Here is a 22,226-nt window from a genome sequence, read left to right as displayed (position 1 = left end):
ACTACTACTTTTTAAGCAGGAAAGCACTTACATCATAGTTCGGCTTAAGACCAGAAACTTTGGTATTACCAAAGCGCTTGTGTATTGCTAAACGCTCTTTCTGGTAATACAATGGAATAAAGGTAGCCTCTTCCTGCATTACCTTCTGCAATTTTTTCAGAAGCGGAGCTTTTTGCTCTCTGTTTTTAGAAGTGTTAATGGCCTCCAATAAAGCATCACTTTCAGTATTACCAAAACCTGTATAGTTGGTGCCTCCTTTTTCAGCAAATGAAGTATGTAATAAAGTAGTAAAATTGAAGGCAAACGGATTACCGGTTAATGTACGGAAGAACAATTCAAAATTTTGTTCCCTGGAGTTTTGAGAGAATAAGCTGCTCTCCTGTGCTTCAATCTGCACAGGTATGTTAAGTTTAGTGGCACTCTGCTGAAATATTAAAGCTGTGGACTCCAAAATAGTATTTCCGGCTTTATAAATTGCGGCTATAGTTAGTTGTTGTTCCTTGCCATCAAAAGATTTAAACCATCCGTTTTTACGTTCCTGCCAACCTGCTGCCTGTAAAAGCTGTTTTGCCTTAGCTGTGTTTAAAGTATAAGGTTTAAGATCAGAGTTATAATAGTCTTTAATATTAGGCGGTATAATGCCTACGGTAGGTGTTGCATACTGCTGTTGCGTTACTTTAATAAAGTTAGTAACGTCCAGTAAATAGGCTATTGCTTGCCGGGTTTTTTTATCTGAGAATTTAGGCAGCCTGCTGTTAATACCTACATACAAAGAGCTATAAGACTGAGGTGTGTGAAGCTCATAATCTTTTAAAAAGCTCTGATTGCTCTTTAGCTGATCAAACTCTGATGCAGGAATATCGCTTAGCACATCTAACTGGCCATTTTTAGTAGCAAGTAAAGCTGTTGTGTTATCGGGTATAACCTGTAATGTAATTTGCTTAGGACTTGCAGTTAAATTCGGAGCACCAGTTTCTTTACCCCACCAGTTTTCTTTCTGCTTCAACGTAATGTATTGTCCGGGTACCCATTTCTCCAATAGATAACCGGCACTACCTTGTAATTTTTGTCCGTTGTTGTTAAACGCCGGAATATTAAACTGGGCCGCAAAAGCCTTTATGTTTTTATTGTTTTCTAGCTTGGAAAGGCTGTCTGTAAATGCGGCTACAGGTATATTTTTTAATAGATCTTTAGGGTCAAATAAATAAGAAGGTAGAATAAAGAAGTCTCCGGATAGTAACTCCATCTCAGGCGTATACCCATCACAGACAAGCGTAAACTTTCTTTGGTTCTCTTTATCCTGTATCAGGTCACGAATGAACGCAACCTGCGGTTTCATCATTTCATTATGTACTACCGGTGCTTTTAATACCTTTAGCGTAAAGGCAATGTCGTCTGATGTTACGGGAGACCCATTTGTCCATGCAGCTTCCTCTCTAAGCTCATAAGTTATAAGCGTTACAGAATCTTTCTGCTCAATAATTGGTAAACTATTAACCAGCACAGGCTTTAATTGATCATCAGCTAGATCAGCCCCCAATAAGCTCTGGAATAACAGGTTAATAACCTGAAGCCCGGATGGATCGCTATAGTTTACCGGACTAAGCGTTTGCGGATCAGAAGCTAAACGAATCCTTACCTCATCTGGCTGGCGCTGTGGTTGCGAGCAAAAAGATAATAAAAAGAGTAAGCTAAAAAGTAACGGGTAAATCTTCCTCATCTGAAATGTCCTTTGGCTAAAAGTATTCAGGAGCAAGATAATAATTTTAAGACTATATATCTTCCTTAGTCATTCCAGTTACCTGCACCACCCTCTGCTGCAGACTGCTCTGTTTTAGCCTTTGCTTCTTTTTCTTTTTGTTCAGCTTTTTCTTTATCAGAATCGCCACCACCTAAGATTGTTGTTATTTGTAAGATTATTGCAACTACTATTTCTATCATGGCTTTTATTTTTAAGAGTTTATTGAAACAAATATTTATTAATGATAGCTAAAAGCCAAGGAATATTATTTACAATAAGTAACTATAATTGTTTTGGAAAATATATATATATTTCCGTTGAATAAAGCAATGCGTTATGCATATGGGGATGTAGTGACTAATTTTTAGTTTAGATACTAATAAATAGTAACATTCTTGTCAAAGCTCAAATAAATTTATTAAAACTGATTATTGAATATATATTAAAATATTTTTTCGCTCTTAATGCAGAAGCTTCAAGTTTATAATAATATCAAAAATTTATCATAATATAACTAACAACTCATGCAGGAAATACAGCAACTTCTAAAAGTGCTTCAAAAGATTTCCTCTAAAAATCTTTTGAATTCTTATTTGCAAAAAGGTAAAAGCCTAGAGGGGTGTTATGTTAATGGTATAACACAAGGTGAATTTAATTCCGATGTGGAAGCGGCATATAAACTTTATGGGACAGACCAAAGTGATGTACGCTATAAAATGCTCAAACATCGAGTTAAAAAGAAGCTTTATAACACTCTTTTAACTATTGATATAAATAATACCAACGTTGCTTTCTATAAGGAAACAGAATGTAGCCGATTACTAAATATAGCTAAGATATTGCTTAAACAAACGGAATATCATCTTTCTATTGGGATATGTAATAAAGTTATACCTATAGCAGTTCAGTATGAATTCAATGATATTCTGCTTAATGCATATGAGATTGAACTAACAGCTCTAACCAACCAAGGGTCTTTAAAATCATTCAATGAAAAAAGGAAAAGATATTTGGATCAATTGCAACTAGTTGGTTTAGAGAAGGAGGCAATTGGATTACACCAGATGTCCAAAGCACATCTCAAGAGCACAGTTAAAGTCAGGAAGTCCCTACTAAATGAATTACCCTCAACAATTCTCAGATTAAAAAACATTGTATCAGAAATTAACACTTTTGACTCATTCTTGTCATTATACAAAACCTCCATCCTTTATTATGAACTCATAGGAGATTTTGTGCAGATAATGAATATCACCAAAGATGCTTTTGAAAGGGTACAGCAGGGAGAAATAAACCCAGCTAGATTTGATATTAAGTATAACGCTTATACTTTAATTTACGCTCACTTGCGAACAAAAGAATATGCAAAGGGTCTAATTTATGCGAATGATTTTTATAGTTTGTTTGATTCAACTACTAAAAACTGGTTCGCTTATATGGAAAATTATTTCCTGTTAGCTGTACATGCAAGGCAATACGAGTTAGCAACAGTTTTACTGCATAGAGTTCGAACTAACACAAGCTTTACTACCATTTCGAATGATGCTACAGAAAGATGGCAGTTATATACTGCCTACTTATATTTTTTGGAACCTAAATCACCTGTATTAGAAGGATTTAATTATCAGAACTTCGTTACTTCGGTTAATGAATATAGTAAAGATAAGCAAGGTTTTAACGTAGCCATACTTATACTACAGTTTATGTATTTCCTAAAAAAAGGAGATACTGAGGGTTTACTTTATCGGATTGAAAGCCTTAAAAAGTATATTTTAACGCATTTGAAAGATACTTTTAGTCTCAGAAGTAAATTGTTTTTAAAACTTCTAATGCTAACTGTAACAGAAGACTATGATGCCGCATCATGCAGAATAAAAGGGGCAAAACATTATCAGAAACTTATTGAAACTCCAACCCCAGGAGATGCCTATGCCGAAATTGAGATTGTTCCTTACGAACACTTATGGGAGCTGATTTTAGAATCAATGCCTAAATAAGAAAATCAATGGAAGAAATTAAAAAGCTCATTGATATACTGGAGCGTAAGGGCAAATCATCTACCTCAGCCTTACTTAATTATTCAGATAATATAAGTCTCGAAGCCCGCTTATATCAATCAATTAAAGATGAAGAGCCACAAGATGAAGCATTCTTAATAGATAAACTATATGGTAAGCCAGGAAAGCAAGGAGCTTATAAGATGCTTAAGTCAAGGGTTAAAAGGAAGCTTTATAACCAGTTACTTTTCTTGGATACTGATAACCTAAAGCTTGTAGATGAAATTGGGGGAATTGAAATCAAGTGCCGTAAAATTTTATACTTGGCTGATGCTCTGAGATGGGTTGATGAAGCCATTTTGTCTGAACAGCAACTAAAAAAAGTATTAACAATTGCACAAGATGCTCAATTTGTAAAATATCAAATTGATGGATTAGAGCAGTTAAGAACTTTGTTAGCTGAGAAAAAATACAATAGGAAGGAATTTGATGAATGTACCTCCAGACTTGAAAAACTTTACAGAATTCAGGAAATAGAAAGAGAAGCGGACAAAAGATATTTTGACATTCGTTTTGACATCAAGTTAGGAGTTGAGACAAATTATAAGTTCCAGCAGAAGTTATTAAGTTATATCAATGAACTTCAAGATTTTTGGAAAGCTTCAGAATCAAGTCAAGTCTTTAAAAGATATCACCAACTCAAAGTTATGTACTATGAAGTAGTGGGAGATTTCAATTCATCCATCAGTTATATAAATAGTACATTTACACTTTACAATTCAGGCAAGGTACATAGGCTCTACTTTTCAGAAAACTTTAATAGGTTCCTTCTTGTATTTGCTTACCTCCGGACTCAACAATACAAGGAAGGATTAGTGGAAGCAGAAAAACTAAAATATAATATAGAGAATGGCACGAACAACTGGTTCATGCATATGGAGAATTACTTTCAATTAGCAGTGCATTCTAAAAGTTATCCTATTGCAGAAGAACTTTTAACAGAAGTACTGATGCATAAATATTATCATGAATTAAAATATGCTGCACAGGAACGTTGGTACCTTTTTTATAGATTTTTAAATTATATAACAGGGTATACAACTCCAGTTAAAAAAGATCTGAAATACAAACATATTCCCCGGGATAAAAAAGGATATAATGTCTGGAATCTGATACTGGACTTTGTACTTGTACTTGAAAAGAAACAACCAGAACTAATAGAGCGAGAAATAGACAGGGTCAGGAAATTTATAACTAAATATCTGGGTGCTACAGAAGATGCCCGCACTAAGCTCTTTCTTAAACTGCTTCTTATAGCAGGGCGTGAGTATCCGGATGTTAAAGCATGCAAGCGAAAAGGAAGTTACCTGTTCAACAAGCTGCAACAAACTCCGGCAGCAGGTATAGCCTACGCCGAAACCGAAATTATGCCTTTTGAGCACTTGTGGGAGCTCATACTCCATAAAATGGGATCTAATAAATAGAAACAACTATACTTTATACTTCGGAATCAACGGCATGATTTAGATTTTTAATATCTTGATGCATGCAAAAGAACAATCCTAAGATAACCAACGCCTGGTGCTTCTACGACTGGGCCAATTCGGTTTATTCGCTGGTTATTACGTCTACCATCTTCCCGATCTACTATAGTGCCGTAGCCACTGACCCGGATACCAAATCTACTATAGTTAATTTCCTGGGCTTTAGCCTGGAGAGCTCAGTACTATTCTCTTATGCAGTGTCAGGTGCTTTCCTGATCATTGCGTTGCTTAGTCCATTCCTGACGTCTATTGCTGACTATAGCGGACGTAAAAAGTTGTTCATGCAGCTGTTTTGTTACCTGGGTTCACTTTCCTGCATTGGTTTATACTTCTTTACCCGCGATACATTTACTTTATCAGTTATACTTTTTGTGCTGGCCTCCATCGGTTTTAGCGGAAGTATAGTTTTCTATAATGCTTACCTGCCCGAAATTGCTACCGAAGATCAGTTTGATAAGCTGAGTGCTCGCGGTTTTTCGATGGGGTATATAGGTAGTGTTTTGCTACTGATATTTAACCTGGCCATGATCATGAAGCCGGAGTGGTTTGGCATTGCCGCCGAAAACAAAAGTCTGCCACCACGCATCGCCTTTCTGACGACCGGACTTTGGTGGTTTGTTTTTGCCCAGTACTCCTTTTACCACCTGCCGGGCAATGTATACAACCGCAAACCTCAGGGCAGCTGGATCCTGAACGGTTTCAAGGAGTTGCAGAAAGTATATAATCAGGTAAAGCAATTGCCTATGCTGAAGCGCTTTTTGCTGGCTTATTTCTTTTATAACATGGGTGTGCAGACGGTAATGTATGTGGCCACTATTTTTGGAATTGAAGAATTAAAACTGGCTGATGATGCGCTTATACTTACGATTCTCATTATCCAGCTGGTAGCAATTGCCGGTGCCTATGCGTTTGCGGTCTTATCCAGCAGGTATGGTAATATCAGGGCACTTATAGTTGCAGTCATCATCTGGATTGGCATTTGTATAGGAGCTTATTTTATAAGAGGAGAGATGGACTTTTATGTGCTGGCAGCTATAGTTGGCACCGTAATGGGTGGTGTTCAGTCTCTTTCACGTTCTACTTATTCCAAATTGATACCTGCTCATACTATAGATCATGCTTCTTTCTTCAGCTTTTATGATGTGACCGAGAAAGTATCTATCGTTTTAGGCACGCTGGCTTACGGTTTGGTAGCACAACTTACCGGCTCTATGCGAAACAGTATTCTGGCGCTTATTATTTTCTTTGCGCTTGGGCTGATCTTTTTGTCAATGGTGCGCTGGAAACGAGCCATAGGAGCGGAGCAGGAAGTAAAAGCTAATGTAGCTTCGTAAACTATAGATTAACTATAGCTCTTAAAAAAAATGCCGCTGCAAATTACTGCAGCGGCATTTTTTATAGTTAATAGTTGCGGTTTACTTCTTGTAAACCTGTTTACCATTTACATAAGTATAAAGCACCTGCATGTTACGCATCTTCTCCGGAGCAACTGTCATCAGGTCATCTTCCATAATCACAAAGTCAGCAAATTTACCGGCTTCTATGGTTCCTTTCTCATTTTCTTCAAAAGCCGCTTTTGCTGCCCATATTGTTATGCCGCGCAGAGCATCTTCACGTGTCAGTGCGTTCTCTATCTGGAAACCACCACTTGGATAATTCTTAGCATCTTGGCGTGCAACTGCCGCATGGAAAGTATAAAGCGGGTTGATATGCTCAACCGGAAAATCACTACCTAGCGGAATCCAGTTGTTTTGCTGCATCAGCTCTTTAAACGGATATGCATGTGCAATACGCTCTTTGCCCAATCTGTCACCGGCCCAGTACATATCTGATGTGGCATGTGTTGGCTGCACCGACGGCACAATGTTATACTTGCCATACTTGTCCATGTCAGCAGGGTTTACGATCTGGGAGTGCTCAATTCTCCAGCGTTTGTCGTTTTTACCAACTAACACTTCGCCATATATATCCAGCAACAAACGGTTTGTAGAGTCGCCGATAGCATGGGTGTTCATCTGGAAATCAGACTTTGCCAACTGCGCGGCTATACTTCTAAACTCTTGTTCTGTAGCTAATAGGAAGCCATAATGCCCTGCCTTATCTTGATATGGCTTAAGTAAAGCAGCACCACGAGATCCTAGCGCACCATCCCCATAAATCTTGAAAGACCGAACATTCAACCTTTCAGTTTTGTAAATACCATTCTTTAGGTAGTGGTCCAGGTTTGGCTTGGTTGGGTTCAGCATCACGTACACGCGCATCTGCAGATCGCCACTCTTATGCATGGCATCCATCAGATCAGCTGTACTTTTATCCAAACCGGCATCGGCAAGCGAAGTGAGTCCAACAGTAAAACAATTCTGTTCAGCAGCTTTTAGAGCCTGGCGCTGTTCATCTTCGCTAGCCTCGGGTATCTTAGCCGATACCAGGTCAATGGCATTATCGATCAGGATACCGGTCATTTTACCATTTTTCACCTCAACCAGGCCGCCCACCATTTTAGTGGTTGGTTTTATACCTGCCAGGTCCAAAGCTTTCTGGTTAACTATAGCAGCATGTCCATCTACACGGGTAAGTATAATCGGTGTGTTCGGGAAAAGCGAGTCCAGCGTATCCTTTGTAGGGAATTCCTTCACTGCCCAGTCGTTCTGATCCCAGCCGCGGCCGGTAATCCATTCGGTGTCCGGGTACTTTTCGCGCTGCTCGGTTACTTTCTGTACTACCTCTTTGTAGGATTCTGTTCCTACCAGGTCAGCCGACTGTAGCGACAAGCCATAACGGTAGAAGTGGGAGTGGGCATCGTTAAAGCCGGGATATATTGCCTTTCCTTGGGCATCAAGCTCTTCGGTTGCTTTATACTTATTCCTGATCTCCTCTGATGTTCCTACGGCCAGTATTTTACCATCCTTTACAGCAAAGGCTTCAGCTTTATCAAAGTTATTATTAACTGTATAAACCGTACCGTTATAAACTATAAGGTCAGCGGTTTCGGTTGCTGTTTGGGTACTGGTGCAACCGCCGAGCAGGGTGGAGCCAAGCAGTACAACCGCAGCAAAAGTGCGTAATGTATTCTTCATTGTATTGTTTATTCGAAGCGCATGTGTTTAACAGATTCTCCTGAATTCTGAAGTTCAATCAAAGAATCAATACCTATGCTCAGGTGCTTTTCTACATAAGAGGTGGTTACCAGTTTGTCGCTGGCTGAAGTCTTAACACCTTCTGGAGTCATCGGGTTATCGGAAACCAGCAGAAGCGCCCCATGAGGAATCTCGTTCACAAAGCCTACGGTAAAAATGGTGGCTGTTTCCATATCAATACCCATTGCCCGGATCTGGCGCAGGTAATCTTTAAAGTCTTCGTCATGTTCCCAAACGCGGCGGTTGGTAGTATACACTGTACCAGTCCAGTAATCCAACTCATGTTTTTTGATCATGGATGAAACCGCACGCTGCAAACGGAAAGAAGGAAGAGCCGGAATTTCAGGTGGTAAATAATCGTCTGAGGTACCTTCGCCGCGGATAGCTGCTATAGGAAGTATAAGGTCGCCCAACTGTGTTTTTCTCTTCAGGCCACCGCATTTGCCCAAGAACAAGGCTGCTTTAGGCTTGATGGCTGAAAGTAAGTCCATTACGGTTGCCGCCATAGCACTACCCATACCAAAGTTGATAATAGTAATGTTATTGGCAGTGGCTGTCTGCATTGGCTTGTCGAAACCATTTATCTCTACTCCAAACCTATCGGCAAACATGCGCACATAGTTTATAAAATTCGTAAGCAGGATATATTCTCCAAACTCATCCAGTGGCACACCCGTGTATCGGGGAAGCCAGTCGTTTACGATCTCTTCTTTCGTCTTCATAAATTAAATATACTCAATTAGATATAAAAAATCCGCCTTAGTAGCCTGTGCTACTGGGGCGGAGCGTCAGAAAATGGCTAAATTGCATCATGGATGCTCTTAATCTGCCACCATTCGAACACAAAATTACAAAATCCGGGGCTAATTATCTTATTTTTGATATACTCCGCCGGAAGAATATAGTTCTTACACCGGAAGAATGGGTGCGTCAGCATTTTCTGCATTACCTCATCAATAACCTGCAATATCCTAAAAGCCTGATAAGTATAGAGCGCGGCACCAATTACAATAAACTCCAGAAACGCACGGATTTATGTGTATACGATAACAGTGGCAATCCTTTTTTGTTAGTTGAATGTAAAGCGGCTTCCGTGCCTATTACGCAGGATGTTGTAAAACAGGTGTCTGTCTATAATCAAACAATAAAAGCTAAGTATGTGGTTATTACAAATGGGTTAGCGCATTATTGCTGGCAGGTTGATTTCGAAACGCGCCAGTTTCAGCCACTGCAGGAGATTCCGGTTTATAGTATAGTATAGTATAGTATAGTATAGTATAGTATAGTATAGTATAGTATAGTATTTGTCATCTCGAGCTTTAGTGAGAATTCTGAATCAGGGTTCTAAAGACCTAGCAGCGTGCGCAGCTCCTGCTAGCGTCTGGTTTTTTTCTAGCTATACTTTCATAGCCACTAGAAATCCTGGGAGCTTTATTTACCTATAGTTTCATATCCAACTGTGGTGCGCTCACGGCCGCGGGGCCTCGTCTTCGGGCATCACGCTGCTGATTTGAAGCTCCCCTCGTTGCCTCGGGTTGGCTGCGCCACCGCAACAAATCAAAGGCGCTCCACCCAAAGACTGTGACCGTTCGATAGTAGCTGCTATAGTTGATTGCTTAGCTGTAGTTGCATCGTTTCTCCTGTGGTTATAGTTCCGTAGGGACAGGTCGCGACCTGTCCGCTCATGGTCTGTAACTATAGATCTATAGCTCCAACCCAACTATAGCCATTTGCAGAAAGCTCCCCGCCTTAGATAAGGAGGGGTTAGGGGTGGTTGGACCACAGTAACTACAAAACTATAGCTGGTTAATTGGCAACAGCAGAACTGTCCCCTTGAGGACAAGTGAGAACGGGAGTTCGTTACTTGCGACCGCAGGTCACAGGGGTGGTAATGGCTACTATAGAACCCAGGTTTCTCCCGCTGGTCGAAATGACAAATGAAGCAGTTAAAGCTCCCTCTCCTGTTCTGGGGGTAGGGGCCCTCTTTAAAACGAGAGGGCTGGGGTGAGGTAAAAACAAAAACGCCTTCCAGATTTACTCCGGAAGGCGTTTAATTATAGTTCTGTTATACTTACAGTACAGCAGCTACATCAGTATATTCTAAGCCAAAAGCTTCAGCTACACCTGGATAAACTACTTTACCGTTCACAACGTTCAGACCTTTTTTCAGCTCAGCGTTATCAGCGCAAGCTTGTTTCCAGCCTTTGTTGGCTAACTGCACTGCATAAGGCAATGTAGCGTTAGTAAGCGCCTGAGTAGACGTGAAAGGTACAGCACCTGGCATGTTAGCCACGCAGTAGTGAACTACATCATCAATAATGAAAGTCGGGTTCTCGTGCGTAGTAGGCTTACAAGTCTCGATGCAACCACCCTGGTCAACAGCAACGTCAACCAAGACGGTACCTGGCTTCATGGTCTTCAACATGTCGCGTGTGATCAGGTTTGGAGCCTTTGCACCCGGGATAAGTACTGCACCAATGATAAGGTCGTGTGTCTGAACAAGCTCACGGATGGTGTACTCATTCGACATTTGCGTATTTACGTTTGCAGGAAGGATATCATCCAGGTAACGCAGACGTGCCAGGTTAGTATCAAGTATAGTTACATCAGCACCCATACCGGCAGCCATTTTAGCAGCGTTTGTACCTACCACACCACCACCAAGTATCAACACTTTAGCAGGACGCACACCTGGTACACCACCTAAAAGTATACCACGGCCTTTCAACGGTTTTTCAAGGTATTTAGCACCTTCCTGTATTGCCATACGGCCAGCAACTTCAGACATAGGAACCAGCAAAGGCAGGCTTCTGTCTGGGCGCTCAACAGTTTCGTAAGCAAGACAAACTGCTTTACGCTCGATCATAGCGTGTGTAAGCGGCTCGTAAGATGCAAAGTGGAAGTAAGTGAACAGCAACTGATCTTCTTTGATCAGGTTGTATTCAGATTCAATCGGCTCTTTTACTTTGATAATCATCTCAGCAATGGCATATACTTCTTCTATAGTTGGAAGTATAGTAGCACCTGCTTTCTGATAATCTTCGTCAGCATAACCACTGCCTTCGCCGGCAGTAGCCTGTACATATACGGTGTGGCCGTTACGTACCAGTTCATTTACACCTGCAGGCGTTGCACCTACGCGGTTCTCATTATTCTTGATTTCCTTAGGAACACCAATAATCATGTCGTTCTATATTTAGTTTTGGAAAAGCTGCGCAAATATACCACAACTTCAGCTAATTAAAAGAACAAATACAACAACGTTTTAATGGCCTAGGAAACCTACAGAAATTGTATCGGAAAGTAGGATGAATGAAGAAAGGGAAAAGTATAAAATGAAAAAAGGCAGCGATAAAATCACTGCCGTTAGTACAAAATAAAACTATGAAAAAAACTATCTGAAAGGTACCAGCTGTTCGCCTTCCCTTAACATATTTCTGTTAGCCAGGCTCTCTACTATATCTGCTTTCAGCGTTAGTCTGAGATTTGGCATTATAATATCGTTTGATAAAACGGTTACTGGCTCGTTTTGCTCCTTTAACATCACAGGAATGTATGTAAGTTCCAAAACTGCCTGCTCTCCCGCTTTTATTGCAGGCTTAGATACTTTATAGCTCACGCAATTGCATTTGCTCTGCACTCCCTGCACTACAAGGTCCTGCCGACCTGTGTTTTTTATTATGAATTTAGCTACTGCTTTTTGTCCTTTTTCAAGTTTTCCAAAGCTGTAGTTTGTACTTCCAACTGCCAAACGCGGCGACATCAGTTTTTGTTCCTGAGTATAACTGGTTTTCAAATCTTTTGGTCCAACTTCTCCTTTTATGTAAATAACAGTGTTCGGAGTTTTGGCATTTGAAGTAACCGAAATAGACTTATGGAACGGCCCCGGGCGCCCTGCACTGTTATAAACGGCTTTTATAACACCTGTTTTGCCTGGTAAAATCGGAGTTTTAGTCCAATCCGGCGTGGTACATCCACAGGATGGTTGTACATTGGCAATAACCACCGGCTGATTTCCCACGTTCTTTACCTTAAATTCATAAGTTGCCTGAGTGCCTTCTGCAATCTTGCCAAAATCATGACTTTCCTTTTCAAAGGTAAGTTCGCCTTGTGCACTGGCACCAAAGCTAATCAGCAGCAGGTAAAGTAACGCAATAATGTATATGTTTTTTCTCATTTCAAAAAATTGAGAAGCAAATTAACGTAAAACAATTGCTCTTTATTTTTTGGAGCAAAACAAAGATAGGAAATCTTTCACAAAACGGATTCCACTATCGTGCCAAATTTAGTGAAGAACGGGCTTAATTTGAAGTTTAGGCTAATGTTCTGTACTTTTGAATGAAATTATACCACAAGTATATACCCTGATATCACATGCAAACCGCTGAAGTATCTATAACTCAAAAATTAACAGCTGAAGAAATACTTCAGGATTACAGAATAGGTTGGGAAAGCCGCCAAGCCAGCCTTGCAGGTCGCAAGGAAGTGTTTATGGGCAAGGCCAAGTTCGGTATCTTCGGAGATGGAAAAGAGGTGGCCCAGTTGGCCATGGCTAAATTCTTCCAGAACGGTGATTTTCGTTCAGGTTATTACCGCGACCAGACCTTTATGTTTGCCATTGGCGAACTTACACTGCAGCAATACTTTGCACAACTATATGCCCACACCGATGTAGAAGCAGAACCATCCACAGCAGGTCGTGCCATGAATGGCCACTTTGGTACCCGCCTGCTGGATGAGGAAGGGAACTGGAAGAACATTATGGAGCAGAAAAACTCTAGCTCTGACATTTCGCCTACTGCTTCTCAAATGCCTCGCCTTGTAGGTCTGGCTTATGCATCCAAACTATACCGCCAGAATCCTGAATTGCAGCATTTACAGCAGTTCTCGGTTAATGGTAACGAGGTAGCATTCGGAACTATAGGTAATGCTTCTACTTCTGAAGGGATGTTCTTTGAAGCCATAAATGCAGGTGGCGTATTGCAGGTGCCAATGTTGGTTTCGGTTTGGGACGATGGCTATGGTATTTCTGTGCCAGCTGAGTACCAGACCACTAAAGGAAGTATATCTGAAATATTAGCCGGTTTCCAGCGCAACGCAGAAGGGGAGCAGGGCTACGAGATATTTAAAGTAAAAGGCTGGGATTATGCCGCCCTTTGCGAGACTTACGAAGCAGCTGTGCGCGTTTGCCGTGAGCAGCACGTGCCGGTACTGGTACATGTCGAAGAAGTAACTCAGCCTCAGGGACACTCAACTTCTGGCTCACACGAGCGCTACAAGTCTAGAGAAAGGCTGGATTGGGAAGCTGATTTTGACTGTTTAAAGAAAATGCGTGAGTGGATACTGGCTAACGGTATTGCTACTACGGAGCAGCTGGACCAGATCGAGAATGAAGCGAAAGATGCAGTACGTGTGGCCCGCACTAATGCCTGGACTGCTTTTGATGCAGGTATAAAAGAAGACCACGCCGAAGCATTAAGATTACTGGATAATTTGGCTGCTGCCAGCGAGCATATCACCGAAATTGCAACTATAACGGAAGAACTCCGCAAAGTAACGGTGCCTATCCGTAGCGATGCAGTTAGGGCAGTTCGTAAAGCGCTACGTTACGTACGTGATGAGCGAAATGCAGCAAAACGTGAACTGGTAGGTTGGCTGGAGCAAACGATTGGCGAGAATGCTGACCGTTTTAACTCTTACTTATACAGCCAGTCTGAGGAATCTGCTTTATTGGTAGAAGAAGTAAAAGCTGAGTTTGATGATAATTCTCCGGTTGTAGATGGTCGCGAAGTATTACAGGCTTGCTTTGATGCTATACTAGCCCGCGACCCACGTGTTTTTGCCATTGGCGAAGATGTTGGTAAAATTGGTGACGTGAACCAGGCATTTGCCGGCTTACAGGAAAAATATGGCGAGTTACGCGTTACAGATACCGGTATCCGTGAATGTACTATAGTTGGTCAGGGTATAGGTGCTGCGCTACGTGGCCTTCGCCCGATAACTGAGATCCAGTATTTAGATTACTTGTTGTATGCAATCCAGATCCTGAGCGATGACGTGGCTTGCTTGCAGTACCGTACCAAAGGTGGCCAGAAAGCGCCGCTTATCGTTCGCACACGCGGTCACCGCCTGGAAGGTATCTGGCACTCTGGTTCTCCAATCGGTATGATCCTGAACAGCATAAGAGGTATGCACGTGCTGGTACCGCGCGATATGACACAGGCAGCAGGTTTCTACAACACCATGCTGAAGTCTGACGAGCCGGCGCTTATTATTGAGTGCTTAAACGGTTACAGATTAAAAGAGCGCATCCCAAATAATATTGCGGAGTTTACCGTGCCACTTGGCAAGCCAGAGATCCTGAAAGAAGGCTCGGATGTAACTATAGTTACCTATGGATCTATGTGCCGTATCGTCATGGAAGCTGCCCGCCAGTTGGAGGAATTCGGTATTTCTGCGGAAGTAATAGATGTGCAGACGCTGTTGCCGTTCGATATTGAGCATGTGATTACAGACTCTATTAAGAAAACTAACCGTGTGCTGTTTACAGACGAAGACGTACCGGGTGGTGCAACTGCGTTTATGATGCAGCAGGTAGTAGATGAGCAAGGCGCCTGGAGATGGCTGGATTCGAAACCACAGTGTTTAGCTGCACAAGCGCACCGTCCGCCATATGGTTCTGATGGAGATTATTTCTCTAAGCCTAACACAGAAGATGTATTTGAAGCTGTGTACGACATTATGAACGAAGCTGATCCGGAAGCATATCCTACGATCTACTAAGTATAAAGTATAAGCTAACAAAGAGGCCCTGCAGCTATAGTTGCAGGGCCTCTTTGTTGGTTTAAAATATTGTTACTACTACTCCAGGAGCGTTACAGGTTCAGAAATTACTACATTGCTCTTATGTGGTACCGGCGTAGTTCTGTCGTAAATATAAGCTTCGAAACGCATAACAGTACCGGGATTAACTTCCAGTTCAGTAAAAGCGAACTTAAACCTGATTTCCCCTTCAAGTGGTTCCTCACGTTCATCTGAAGATATTCTGGGAAAGCGCTGCTGTAACTCAAATCCACCTCTGAATGGTACAAATTCTTTGCTTCCATCAGGTTGCTCTATCTCTTCGTAAAACTTAAGAAAGAAGTTGTTATAGTAAGGCGAGCCAAAGTTAAAAGGAGCCTGGCTGTCCGGATCAGTTGCCTCCTGTCTTGAATCATATGGTCTGAGACCCAGATTTCCATCACCATCCTGGTAGCCAATAACGAATGTCAATGTGTCTGTTTTTACACCTGAAGGCTCATGACTAAATTTTTCTATCCGTTTAAACGATATCTGAGGTTCATCCGGGTAGTTAGGCTCTTCGCGGCAGGAGGTGAAGGCCAGCAACAACAGCAGGCAGGCAAAGCTATACTTTAGCATATAGTTCATACAGGGAAATCAGAAAAATGAAGCTAAATTTACTAAATCAAACGATTAGATATAGGATTTGTTATAAGTTTATTTGATGGATTTCAAGGCACAGTTCAAACAACAGCTTCACCGGCAACCAGTCGATTTTACGCAGATGGCGCTGTCGCTCTTCAGATACCAGGCAGAAAATAATCCTGTTTACAAAGCTTATCTGAAACACCTGCACTGTCAGCCAGACCAGATAAACAGCTTAGAACAAATTCCTTTTTTACCAATAGAGTTCTTTAAACAGCAAAAGGTTGCAACAGGAGATTTTGAGCCTGAAATAACCTTCTTAAGTAGCGGTACAACGCAGCAAACCAGAAGCAAGCACTATATTGCCGACTTAAACTGGTATAACGCAAACACAAAGTACATTTTTGAGCACTTCTATGGGCCACTGGAGCAATATGTAGTACTGGCGCTTTTGCCTTCTTACTTGGAGCAAGGTGGCTCGAGTTTGGTTGCGATGGTAGATTATTTTGTAAAACAGACCAGGCAGCATGAAGAAGGTTTTTACCTACATAATCATAGTAAACTGCTACAAAGTATAACCAAAGCCCGCACCCGTGGCAAAAAAGTACTGCTTATCGGAGTAAGTTACGCCTTATTAAACTGGGCCGAAAAACTGAAAGGAAAGTATGATTTTAGTGGTGTTACAATCATGGAAACTGGTGGCATGAAAGGCCGTCACCGTGAAATGGTTCGTGAAGAGCTGCATAGCTATTTAAAACAGGGGTTTGGCGTTGATGCTATCCACTCCGAATATGGTATGACGGAACTACTGTCTCAAGGTTATTCGATGGGAGAGGGGCTTTTCAAGGCCGGGCAAACCATGCAGACCCTGCTCCGCGACCTTAACGATCCATTCGATATCGGCAGTCATCACCGCTCAGGTGGCATTAATGTAATCGACTTAGCCAATGTAGATTCATGCGCTTTTATCGAAACTAAAGACATCGGCAGGCAACATGAAGATGGGAGTTTTGAAGTACTGGGTCGTTTTGATAATTCAGATATCCGGGGATGTAATTTGTTGGTGGTGTAGAGTGGTTAACAATGGCTCAGGCGTCTTCGCTCGTGACGAACTATAGTTTGGGCCTCTGCCCCTGTGGAGTTACAAACCTGCGTCAGCAAATAAGGATCAATTCTCCTAAACTATAAAACCGCAGAGCGGAAGCTTTTATACTTCTGATCTGCGGTTTATAGTTTACAAAGTATAAGTTTATGCTACAACCGGGCGGGCGTAGGCTTTGGCATCTTCCAAGGTGATTTCGTTTCCGCTCATAATCACCAGGCGCTCTACCACATTGCGCAATTCCCGCACATTTCCTCGCCAATCCAGCCCTTGCAGGTACTGCATGGCATCCGCAGCAATCGTTTTAGGCTTGTTACCGTAATCGTTGGCAATGTCGTTCAGGAACTTGGTTACCAGGTCCGGAATGTCTTCGCGTCGCTCGTTAAGTGGCGGCACATGTATCAGTATAACACCCAGGCGGTGGTACAAGTCCTCACGGAAATTTTTGGCTTCGATCTCCTCCAACAGGTTTTTATTGGTTGCCGCAATCACGCGCACATCCACCTGAATGTCTTTGTCGCCACCAACGCGGGTAATCTTATGTTCCTGCAGGGCACGCAGCACTTTGGCCTGAGCGGAAAGGCTCATATCCCCAACTTCATCCAGAAACAGTGTGCCGCCGTTGGCTTGCTCAAACTTACCGATGCGTTGCTTTACTGCCGATGTAAACGAGCCTTTTTCGTGGCCAAATAATTCACTCTCGATCAGTTCGCTAGGTATAGCCGCGCAGTTAACTTCTATTAATGGGCCGTTGGCGCGGTTGCTATGCTCATGTATAGAGCGCGCTACCAGTTCCTTACCAGATCCATTAGGGCCGGTTATAAGTACGCGGGCATCGGTTGGGGCTACTTTTTCGATGGCCTGTTTCACACGTCCAAGTGCTTCCGAAGCACCCACCATTTCATAGGTTTTGGAGATCTTCTTCTTAAGTATCTTGGTTTCGGTTACCAGTGTAGCTTTATCCAGCGCGTTGCGAACAGTTACCAGCAAACGGTTCAGATCCGGTGGTTTCTGCAGGAAGTCATAGGCACCTTTTTTGGTGGCTTCCACGGCAGTATCTATCGTTCCGTGTGCCGATATCATGATGAACGGTGTATCTGGTGAAAGCTCCATCGCCTTTTCAAGCACTTCCAGTCCATCCATGCCAGGCATTTTAATATCGCATAGCACTACATCATACTTGCTTTTGCTCAGGAGCTGCAGTCCCTTTTCGCCATCTTCGGCTTCGTCTACGGCGTAATTCTCAAACTCCAGAATTTCCTTCAGGGTACTACGGATGGCCCGCTCATCATCTATAATCAGAATTTTGGGCATAGGTAGAATCAGTTTAGGTTATCAGGCTAAATTAAATAATAAAACAGCCACCGGCAAGGTGGCTGCTGCACTTGTACGAGTATAAAACTGATTTAGCTGTACTTATAGTATAGGCTTATTCTGCAAAAGTAATTACGCTGTATAGTTCAGGCTCCAGGAAATAACCACCCGGGTGGCGGGCAGTATAATCAAAGTTGATCCAGAGCTCATCATTGGTTTCATGAAAGTGTATTTTGCCGCTGTTCACTTCATCCGGAAACAACGTTCTCACCACATGGCTTACCTCATCAATATCTTCCGATTCACCTACTTTTACTTCCGTATACATGTGGCTTTCTGAGATAACCACACGCGCTTCGCCACCAATGGCCATTACCGATGATGCCATCAGAATAGCGTAATCGTCACAGTCTCCGGCCAGCAGTTCCATACTTTCAACAGGAGGAGAGTAATAATCCATATTTACCGGGTCGTTCACGTATTTCCAGTTCTGTCGCACATATTTAAACAGCGAGAAATAACGGGCCAGCTTGCCATACTTGCGGTAATATTCATCATGAAAATAACGGGTAGAATTTTCTACGGCAAAGTTGCGCAGCTTCGGGTGGGTTGGCTGCATAGCGTTTTTAACACGTTCTTCCTGAAAGTATGTACCCTTAACCGGCTTAAAGTAAGATACCTTATGCGGATTGCTGGTCATGTTTACCAACGCTGCATTATAATCTGAATAAATATCGCCGAATGTAATGCCCGGGAACTTACTGTTATAAAAGAACACGCCCATAATAATAAAGAATGTGAACACGATAAGCTTCGGGCTGAAACGGGTAACTACAACAGAAATAGCTGCCGAAACCATTAGCCATAGTAAAAAGTGAAGCTCATAGTCCATAGACTTGTACGGTGGCACATAAAAACTGAGCAACACCGCCATCGGAAACACGATGATGATCTGGATAAACCGTACGGCAAACTTCAGTGCCGACGAGGCTTGTAAGAACTGCGCCATAAATTTCCCCTCTCGCTAAAACGCTGTCTTTTAGAAGTTATACTTCTGCACCAGCTTGTTTGTAATCTCCTAACGCAAAATCCGGGCCTTTTTGCTCCCGGCAGGTGCAAACTTTCTGAATTTTATGTTGTGCACCTTACATGTTTATAAGTTATGGAATATTTTTAACTTTAAAAAGATAATTTAAGTGAAGTGATGAATTTTATACTTTAGGTGGAAGTATAAATCTTCAACCTGTCCCCTGATTAAAAGCTACTAACTATAAACTATGAGAAATCCGATCTTTTTACTCCTGACAGTACTGCTTTGTACCCCGGTTGTAACTGCACAAAACCTGAAACGACGACCCTTTCTGGGAGTGCAGGTGGCACCGCTCACCGATTCCGTGGCTGCTGCTAAAAATGTACCTTCCGCAAAAGGGGCTATCGTGATGGCTGTTATACCTAACAGCACCGCGGCTTCGCTAAAGTTGCAACCACAGGATGTGCTTGTAAGCATTAACGGAAAAGAAGTAACCAATGCACAAGAGGTAGTGGCCACAGCTAAAGCCTTTACAGCAGATGAGAAAGTGAGTATAAACTTGTACCGCAACGGTAAAAGGATGCAGGTAAAAGGAAAGGTAAAGCCCATGCCCTACGAAACCGACCCAAAGGCTGATGTGATTTACGATGAAGTGGCACTGGAAAATAATGGTTATGCACGTGCCATCATGAAAAAGCCTAAGGGCAAAGGCAGGTTTCCGGCAGTATTTTTTATTCAAGGGTTTAGCTGCTACTCTTTAGATAATATGCCCGAACACGACACCCAGCGCCGCCTGATAGATGGTTTGGTTGCAAAAGGTTATGCCGTATTCAGGATGGAGAAACCGGGTATGGGCGATGCCAAAGGCACGAAGCCCTGCGCAGAAATTGGGTATAATGAAGAACTGGCTGCCTTTGCCGCCGGACTTAAAAAGCTGAAAACCTATGATTTTGTAGATAAAGATAACGTGTTCCTGTTCGGTCACTCGCTGGGTGCAACTACAGCTCCGCTCATAGCCATGGAGAATAAAGTAAAGGGTATTATAACGTACGGCTCTACTGGCAAACCATGGCTGGAGTACATGATAGAATTAGGTAGAGAGCAGCGCCCGATAGCAGGTATAGATTATGTACAGGTAGATGAGGATATGAAAACATCGTTGCCGATGCTGTATGAGCTGATGGTACTAAAGAAAACTCCGCAACAGCTAGCCGAAAACCCGAAGTATAAAGCCTACCTGGAGCAGAACTATGAGTATGATGGTAAAGGACACTTGTTTGGTCGCCACTATACTTACCTGCAGGAACTACACGATGTACCGGTAAACAGAGCCTGGAAAGAAGCAAATGCTTATACTTTATCTTTGTTCGGGGAGGCCGATGTGCAAGCCATAGACGAAGATGGGGCCAAAATTATTGCAGATGTTGTGAATAGCTACTACCCGGGCAAGGCAGAATATAAACTGGTGCCCCGCACCGACCATACTTTTGCAGAATCAGGTACGCAGAAAGAATACCTGCGCATGCAAAACGAAGGAACGTACGATGCCTTTGCTGCTACTCACTTTAATCAGAAACTGGTGGATATGCTGGATGAATGGATGAAAGACAAACTAAAGAGATAGTTCTGAGTCTTGAATGCTGAGTTACGAATATCTGATAAAGTATAAGGCAGCTGGTTTTCTGGCTGCCTTATACTTTACAGTTGATTTATTCTTTACTTTACTGTCATTATGAGTGTAGCGAGAGATCTATTTCAAACTATAGTTAAAGGTCTCATTACACTAGGATGACAAGCTTGATAATGCATTCAATCATTCCAAAATTACTCAATTCAAAATTAAACTTATTGATACTGGATATACATCGGCTTTGGTGTAAGAGCAAGCACTTCTGCCGGAGTCATCAGGCGATGACCGCCGCGTGTATCATTTTTATAGAACAGCTTAAATCCTGTAAACTGTACCGGCTCGTTTTTAATATAGCGGCGATAGGTATCCTTTTTCAGAGCCGGGCCACCCCATCCGTCCATATGCATTACTACCTGGTAGCGTGGATCTAGTTTAATGTTTTCAGTATTGGTGATCATGCCCTGCGTAAAGCGATGAACGATCAGTAACTTTGGTGGTAACTGGTGTTCTGTTACAAGGTCAGCAAGAAAACCAGTTGCAAAATTAATGTCTTTGGCATCGAACGATCCGATCCTGCGGCCAGGTACACCTCCGTTCTTCATGGCAAACTCAGCATCTATACCTAAATGCACATTAGGCATTTGCAGGTATTTTACAAGGCGTGGTAGTTCTTCCTGCAAGGTACTTCGGCCTACCTGCACATCCAGAAACACAATAGCATCGCGTTGTTTGGCCATATCCAGCACATCCTCTATCATCTTGTCCGTCATGCGCAACCTATACTTGCTGCCACGGCCTGGCTTGCCCTGGGCTGTAACTACTATGGCATGCAAAGCCGGTTGAACAGGCGTAGCTGGATCGGCCGCTTTCCAGTTAGCCACTTCTTCATCAAGCTTCTGAAGCATTTTGTCAGGAGGAAGTTCCCCTAAAATACCCATGCGTTTTGATAGCGGGTTGCCGTAAAATGCCAATATCCGCTTTTCCGGAAGTATAGCACCTGGTAATGGTTTAGGGCCCGGATAAGTCCAGGAAGTATCTGCAGCAGGCTGAGAAGCCAACGTTGCAGTATCCGCCGGGTTGGTTTTGATTCTGGCTGCGGTATCCTGTGCAATAGTTGTTTCAGGTGGCGTTGGTGTAGCGGCCTGGGCTGCCTGCTGTGCTTCGCGCTCCTGCATGCAACTGCTGGCAAGCACGGTAGTGGAGCAAAGAATAAGAGTTAAGCAATTCTTAGTTGGATTAAAGTTGGGAAGTAAGCGGGTAAGCATAAATAACGTGTAAGGGTGTATTGGTTGCTTAAATTAAGCAT

At 42.5% G+C, this 22,226-nt stretch carries 18 protein-coding genes; 7 read left to right on the top strand and 11 right to left on the bottom strand.

The annotated features are described in order from the left end of the window. Positions 1–4: 4 nt before the first annotated feature. Positions 5–1,720: an ABC transporter substrate-binding protein gene (locus MJ612_RS08180; RefSeq protein ID WP_187033011.1), complete on the bottom strand. Its 1,716-nt coding sequence runs from the start codon at positions 1,718–1,720 to the stop codon at positions 5–7. 65 nt (positions 1,721–1,785) lie between these two features. Next, positions 1,786–1,941 carry a hypothetical protein gene (locus MJ612_RS08175; RefSeq protein ID WP_187033010.1) on the bottom strand — a complete coding sequence of 52 codons (156 nt, stop codon included), beginning with the start codon at positions 1,939–1,941 and terminating at the stop codon, positions 1,786–1,788. A 324-nt stretch (positions 1,942–2,265) separates the two neighbouring features. Here MJ612_RS08175 and MJ612_RS08170 point away from each other — a divergent pair, with 324 nt between their 5' ends. The 3 genes from MJ612_RS08170 (at position 2,266) to MJ612_RS08160 (ending at position 6,616) form a co-directional block, all read left to right on the top strand. Beyond that, entirely contained in the window at positions 2,266–3,738 is a 1,473-nt protein-coding gene (locus MJ612_RS08170; protein ID WP_187033009.1) for a hypothetical protein, read from the top strand. Between the two features lie 8 nt (positions 3,739–3,746). Beyond that, positions 3,747–5,222 carry a hypothetical protein gene (locus MJ612_RS08165; protein WP_187033008.1) on the top strand — a complete coding sequence of 492 codons (1,476 nt, stop codon included), beginning with the start codon at positions 3,747–3,749 and terminating at the stop codon, positions 5,220–5,222. A gap of 62 nt (positions 5,223–5,284) precedes the next feature. Further along, positions 5,285–6,616, top strand: coding sequence for an MFS transporter (locus MJ612_RS08160; protein ID WP_187033007.1), 1,332 nt, complete (start codon positions 5,285–5,287; stop codon positions 6,614–6,616). 81 nt (positions 6,617–6,697) lie between these two features. On the opposite strand, the gene MJ612_RS08155 is transcribed toward MJ612_RS08160, so the two are convergent. Both MJ612_RS08155 and MJ612_RS08150 read right to left on the bottom strand, forming a co-directional pair. Further along, positions 6,698–8,359: an amidohydrolase gene (locus MJ612_RS08155; protein ID WP_187033006.1), complete on the bottom strand. Its 1,662-nt coding sequence runs from the start codon at positions 8,357–8,359 to the stop codon at positions 6,698–6,700. Positions 8,360–8,367: 8 nt separating this feature from the next. Next, positions 8,368–9,141 (bottom strand): AMP nucleosidase, encoded by a 774-nt coding sequence (locus tag MJ612_RS08150; RefSeq protein WP_187033005.1) that lies wholly within the window; start codon positions 9,139–9,141, stop codon positions 8,368–8,370. A gap of 89 nt (positions 9,142–9,230) precedes the next feature. On the opposite strand from MJ612_RS08150, the gene MJ612_RS08145 reads away from it, so the two are divergent. Beyond that, positions 9,231–9,680: a type I restriction enzyme HsdR N-terminal domain-containing protein gene (locus MJ612_RS08145; RefSeq protein WP_187033004.1), complete on the top strand. Its 450-nt coding sequence runs from the start codon at positions 9,231–9,233 to the stop codon at positions 9,678–9,680. Positions 9,681–9,887: 207 nt separating this feature from the next. Here MJ612_RS08145 and MJ612_RS08140 read toward each other — a convergent pair whose 3' ends face one another. From MJ612_RS08140 to MJ612_RS08130, 3 genes are all read right to left on the bottom strand, one after another. Further along, positions 9,888–10,139: a hypothetical protein gene (locus MJ612_RS08140; RefSeq protein WP_187033003.1), complete on the bottom strand. Its 252-nt coding sequence runs from the start codon at positions 10,137–10,139 to the stop codon at positions 9,888–9,890. A 351-nt stretch (positions 10,140–10,490) separates the two neighbouring features. Then, positions 10,491–11,603, bottom strand: coding sequence for an alanine dehydrogenase (gene ald / locus MJ612_RS08135; protein WP_187033002.1), 1,113 nt, complete (start codon positions 11,601–11,603; stop codon positions 10,491–10,493). Positions 11,604–11,813: 210 nt separating this feature from the next. Then, positions 11,814–12,596, bottom strand: coding sequence for a DUF1573 domain-containing protein (locus tag MJ612_RS08130; protein WP_187033001.1), 783 nt, complete (start codon positions 12,594–12,596; stop codon positions 11,814–11,816). Positions 12,597–12,793: 197 nt separating this feature from the next. Between MJ612_RS08130 and MJ612_RS08125 the strand changes: the two genes are divergently transcribed. Further along, positions 12,794–15,202, top strand: a complete 2,409-nt coding sequence (locus MJ612_RS08125) for an alpha-ketoacid dehydrogenase subunit alpha/beta (protein ID WP_187033000.1) — start codon at positions 12,794–12,796, stop codon at positions 15,200–15,202. 78 nt (positions 15,203–15,280) lie between these two features. On the opposite strand, the gene MJ612_RS08120 is transcribed toward MJ612_RS08125, so the two are convergent. Further along, positions 15,281–15,847: a hypothetical protein gene (locus tag MJ612_RS08120; protein ID WP_250419096.1), complete on the bottom strand. Its 567-nt coding sequence runs from the start codon at positions 15,845–15,847 to the stop codon at positions 15,281–15,283. Between the two features lie 76 nt (positions 15,848–15,923). On the opposite strand from MJ612_RS08120, the gene MJ612_RS08115 reads away from it, so the two are divergent. Next, positions 15,924–16,916, top strand: a complete 993-nt coding sequence (locus MJ612_RS08115) for an acyl transferase (RefSeq protein WP_187032999.1) — start codon at positions 15,924–15,926, stop codon at positions 16,914–16,916. A gap of 177 nt (positions 16,917–17,093) precedes the next feature. On the opposite strand, the gene MJ612_RS08110 is transcribed toward MJ612_RS08115, so the two are convergent. Both MJ612_RS08110 and MJ612_RS08105 read right to left on the bottom strand, forming a co-directional pair. After that, on the bottom strand, positions 17,094–18,260 hold the full coding sequence (locus MJ612_RS08110; protein WP_187032998.1) for a sigma-54-dependent transcriptional regulator: 1,167 nt from the start codon (positions 18,258–18,260) through the stop codon (positions 17,094–17,096). 115 nt (positions 18,261–18,375) lie between these two features. Further along, positions 18,376–19,269, bottom strand: coding sequence for a transglutaminase domain-containing protein (locus MJ612_RS08105; protein ID WP_187032997.1), 894 nt, complete (start codon positions 19,267–19,269; stop codon positions 18,376–18,378). Positions 19,270–19,537: 268 nt separating this feature from the next. On the opposite strand from MJ612_RS08105, the gene MJ612_RS08100 reads away from it, so the two are divergent. Then, positions 19,538–20,914 (top strand): alpha/beta hydrolase family protein, encoded by a 1,377-nt coding sequence (locus MJ612_RS08100; protein ID WP_187032996.1) that lies wholly within the window; start codon positions 19,538–19,540, stop codon positions 20,912–20,914. Positions 20,915–21,135: 221 nt separating this feature from the next. Here MJ612_RS08100 and MJ612_RS08095 read toward each other — a convergent pair whose 3' ends face one another. Further along, positions 21,136–22,095 carry a hypothetical protein gene (locus tag MJ612_RS08095; RefSeq protein ID WP_250419095.1) on the bottom strand — a complete coding sequence of 320 codons (960 nt, stop codon included), beginning with the start codon at positions 22,093–22,095 and terminating at the stop codon, positions 21,136–21,138. Positions 22,096–22,226 lie beyond the last annotated feature (131 nt).

Origin of the sequence: Pontibacter deserti (assembly GCF_023630255.1) — a bacterium.
Lineage (GTDB): Bacteria > Bacteroidota > Bacteroidia > Cytophagales > Hymenobacteraceae > Pontibacter > Pontibacter deserti.
The sequence above is the reverse complement of the archived record's forward strand: the minus strand, read 5'-3'. Positions and strand labels throughout refer to the sequence as shown.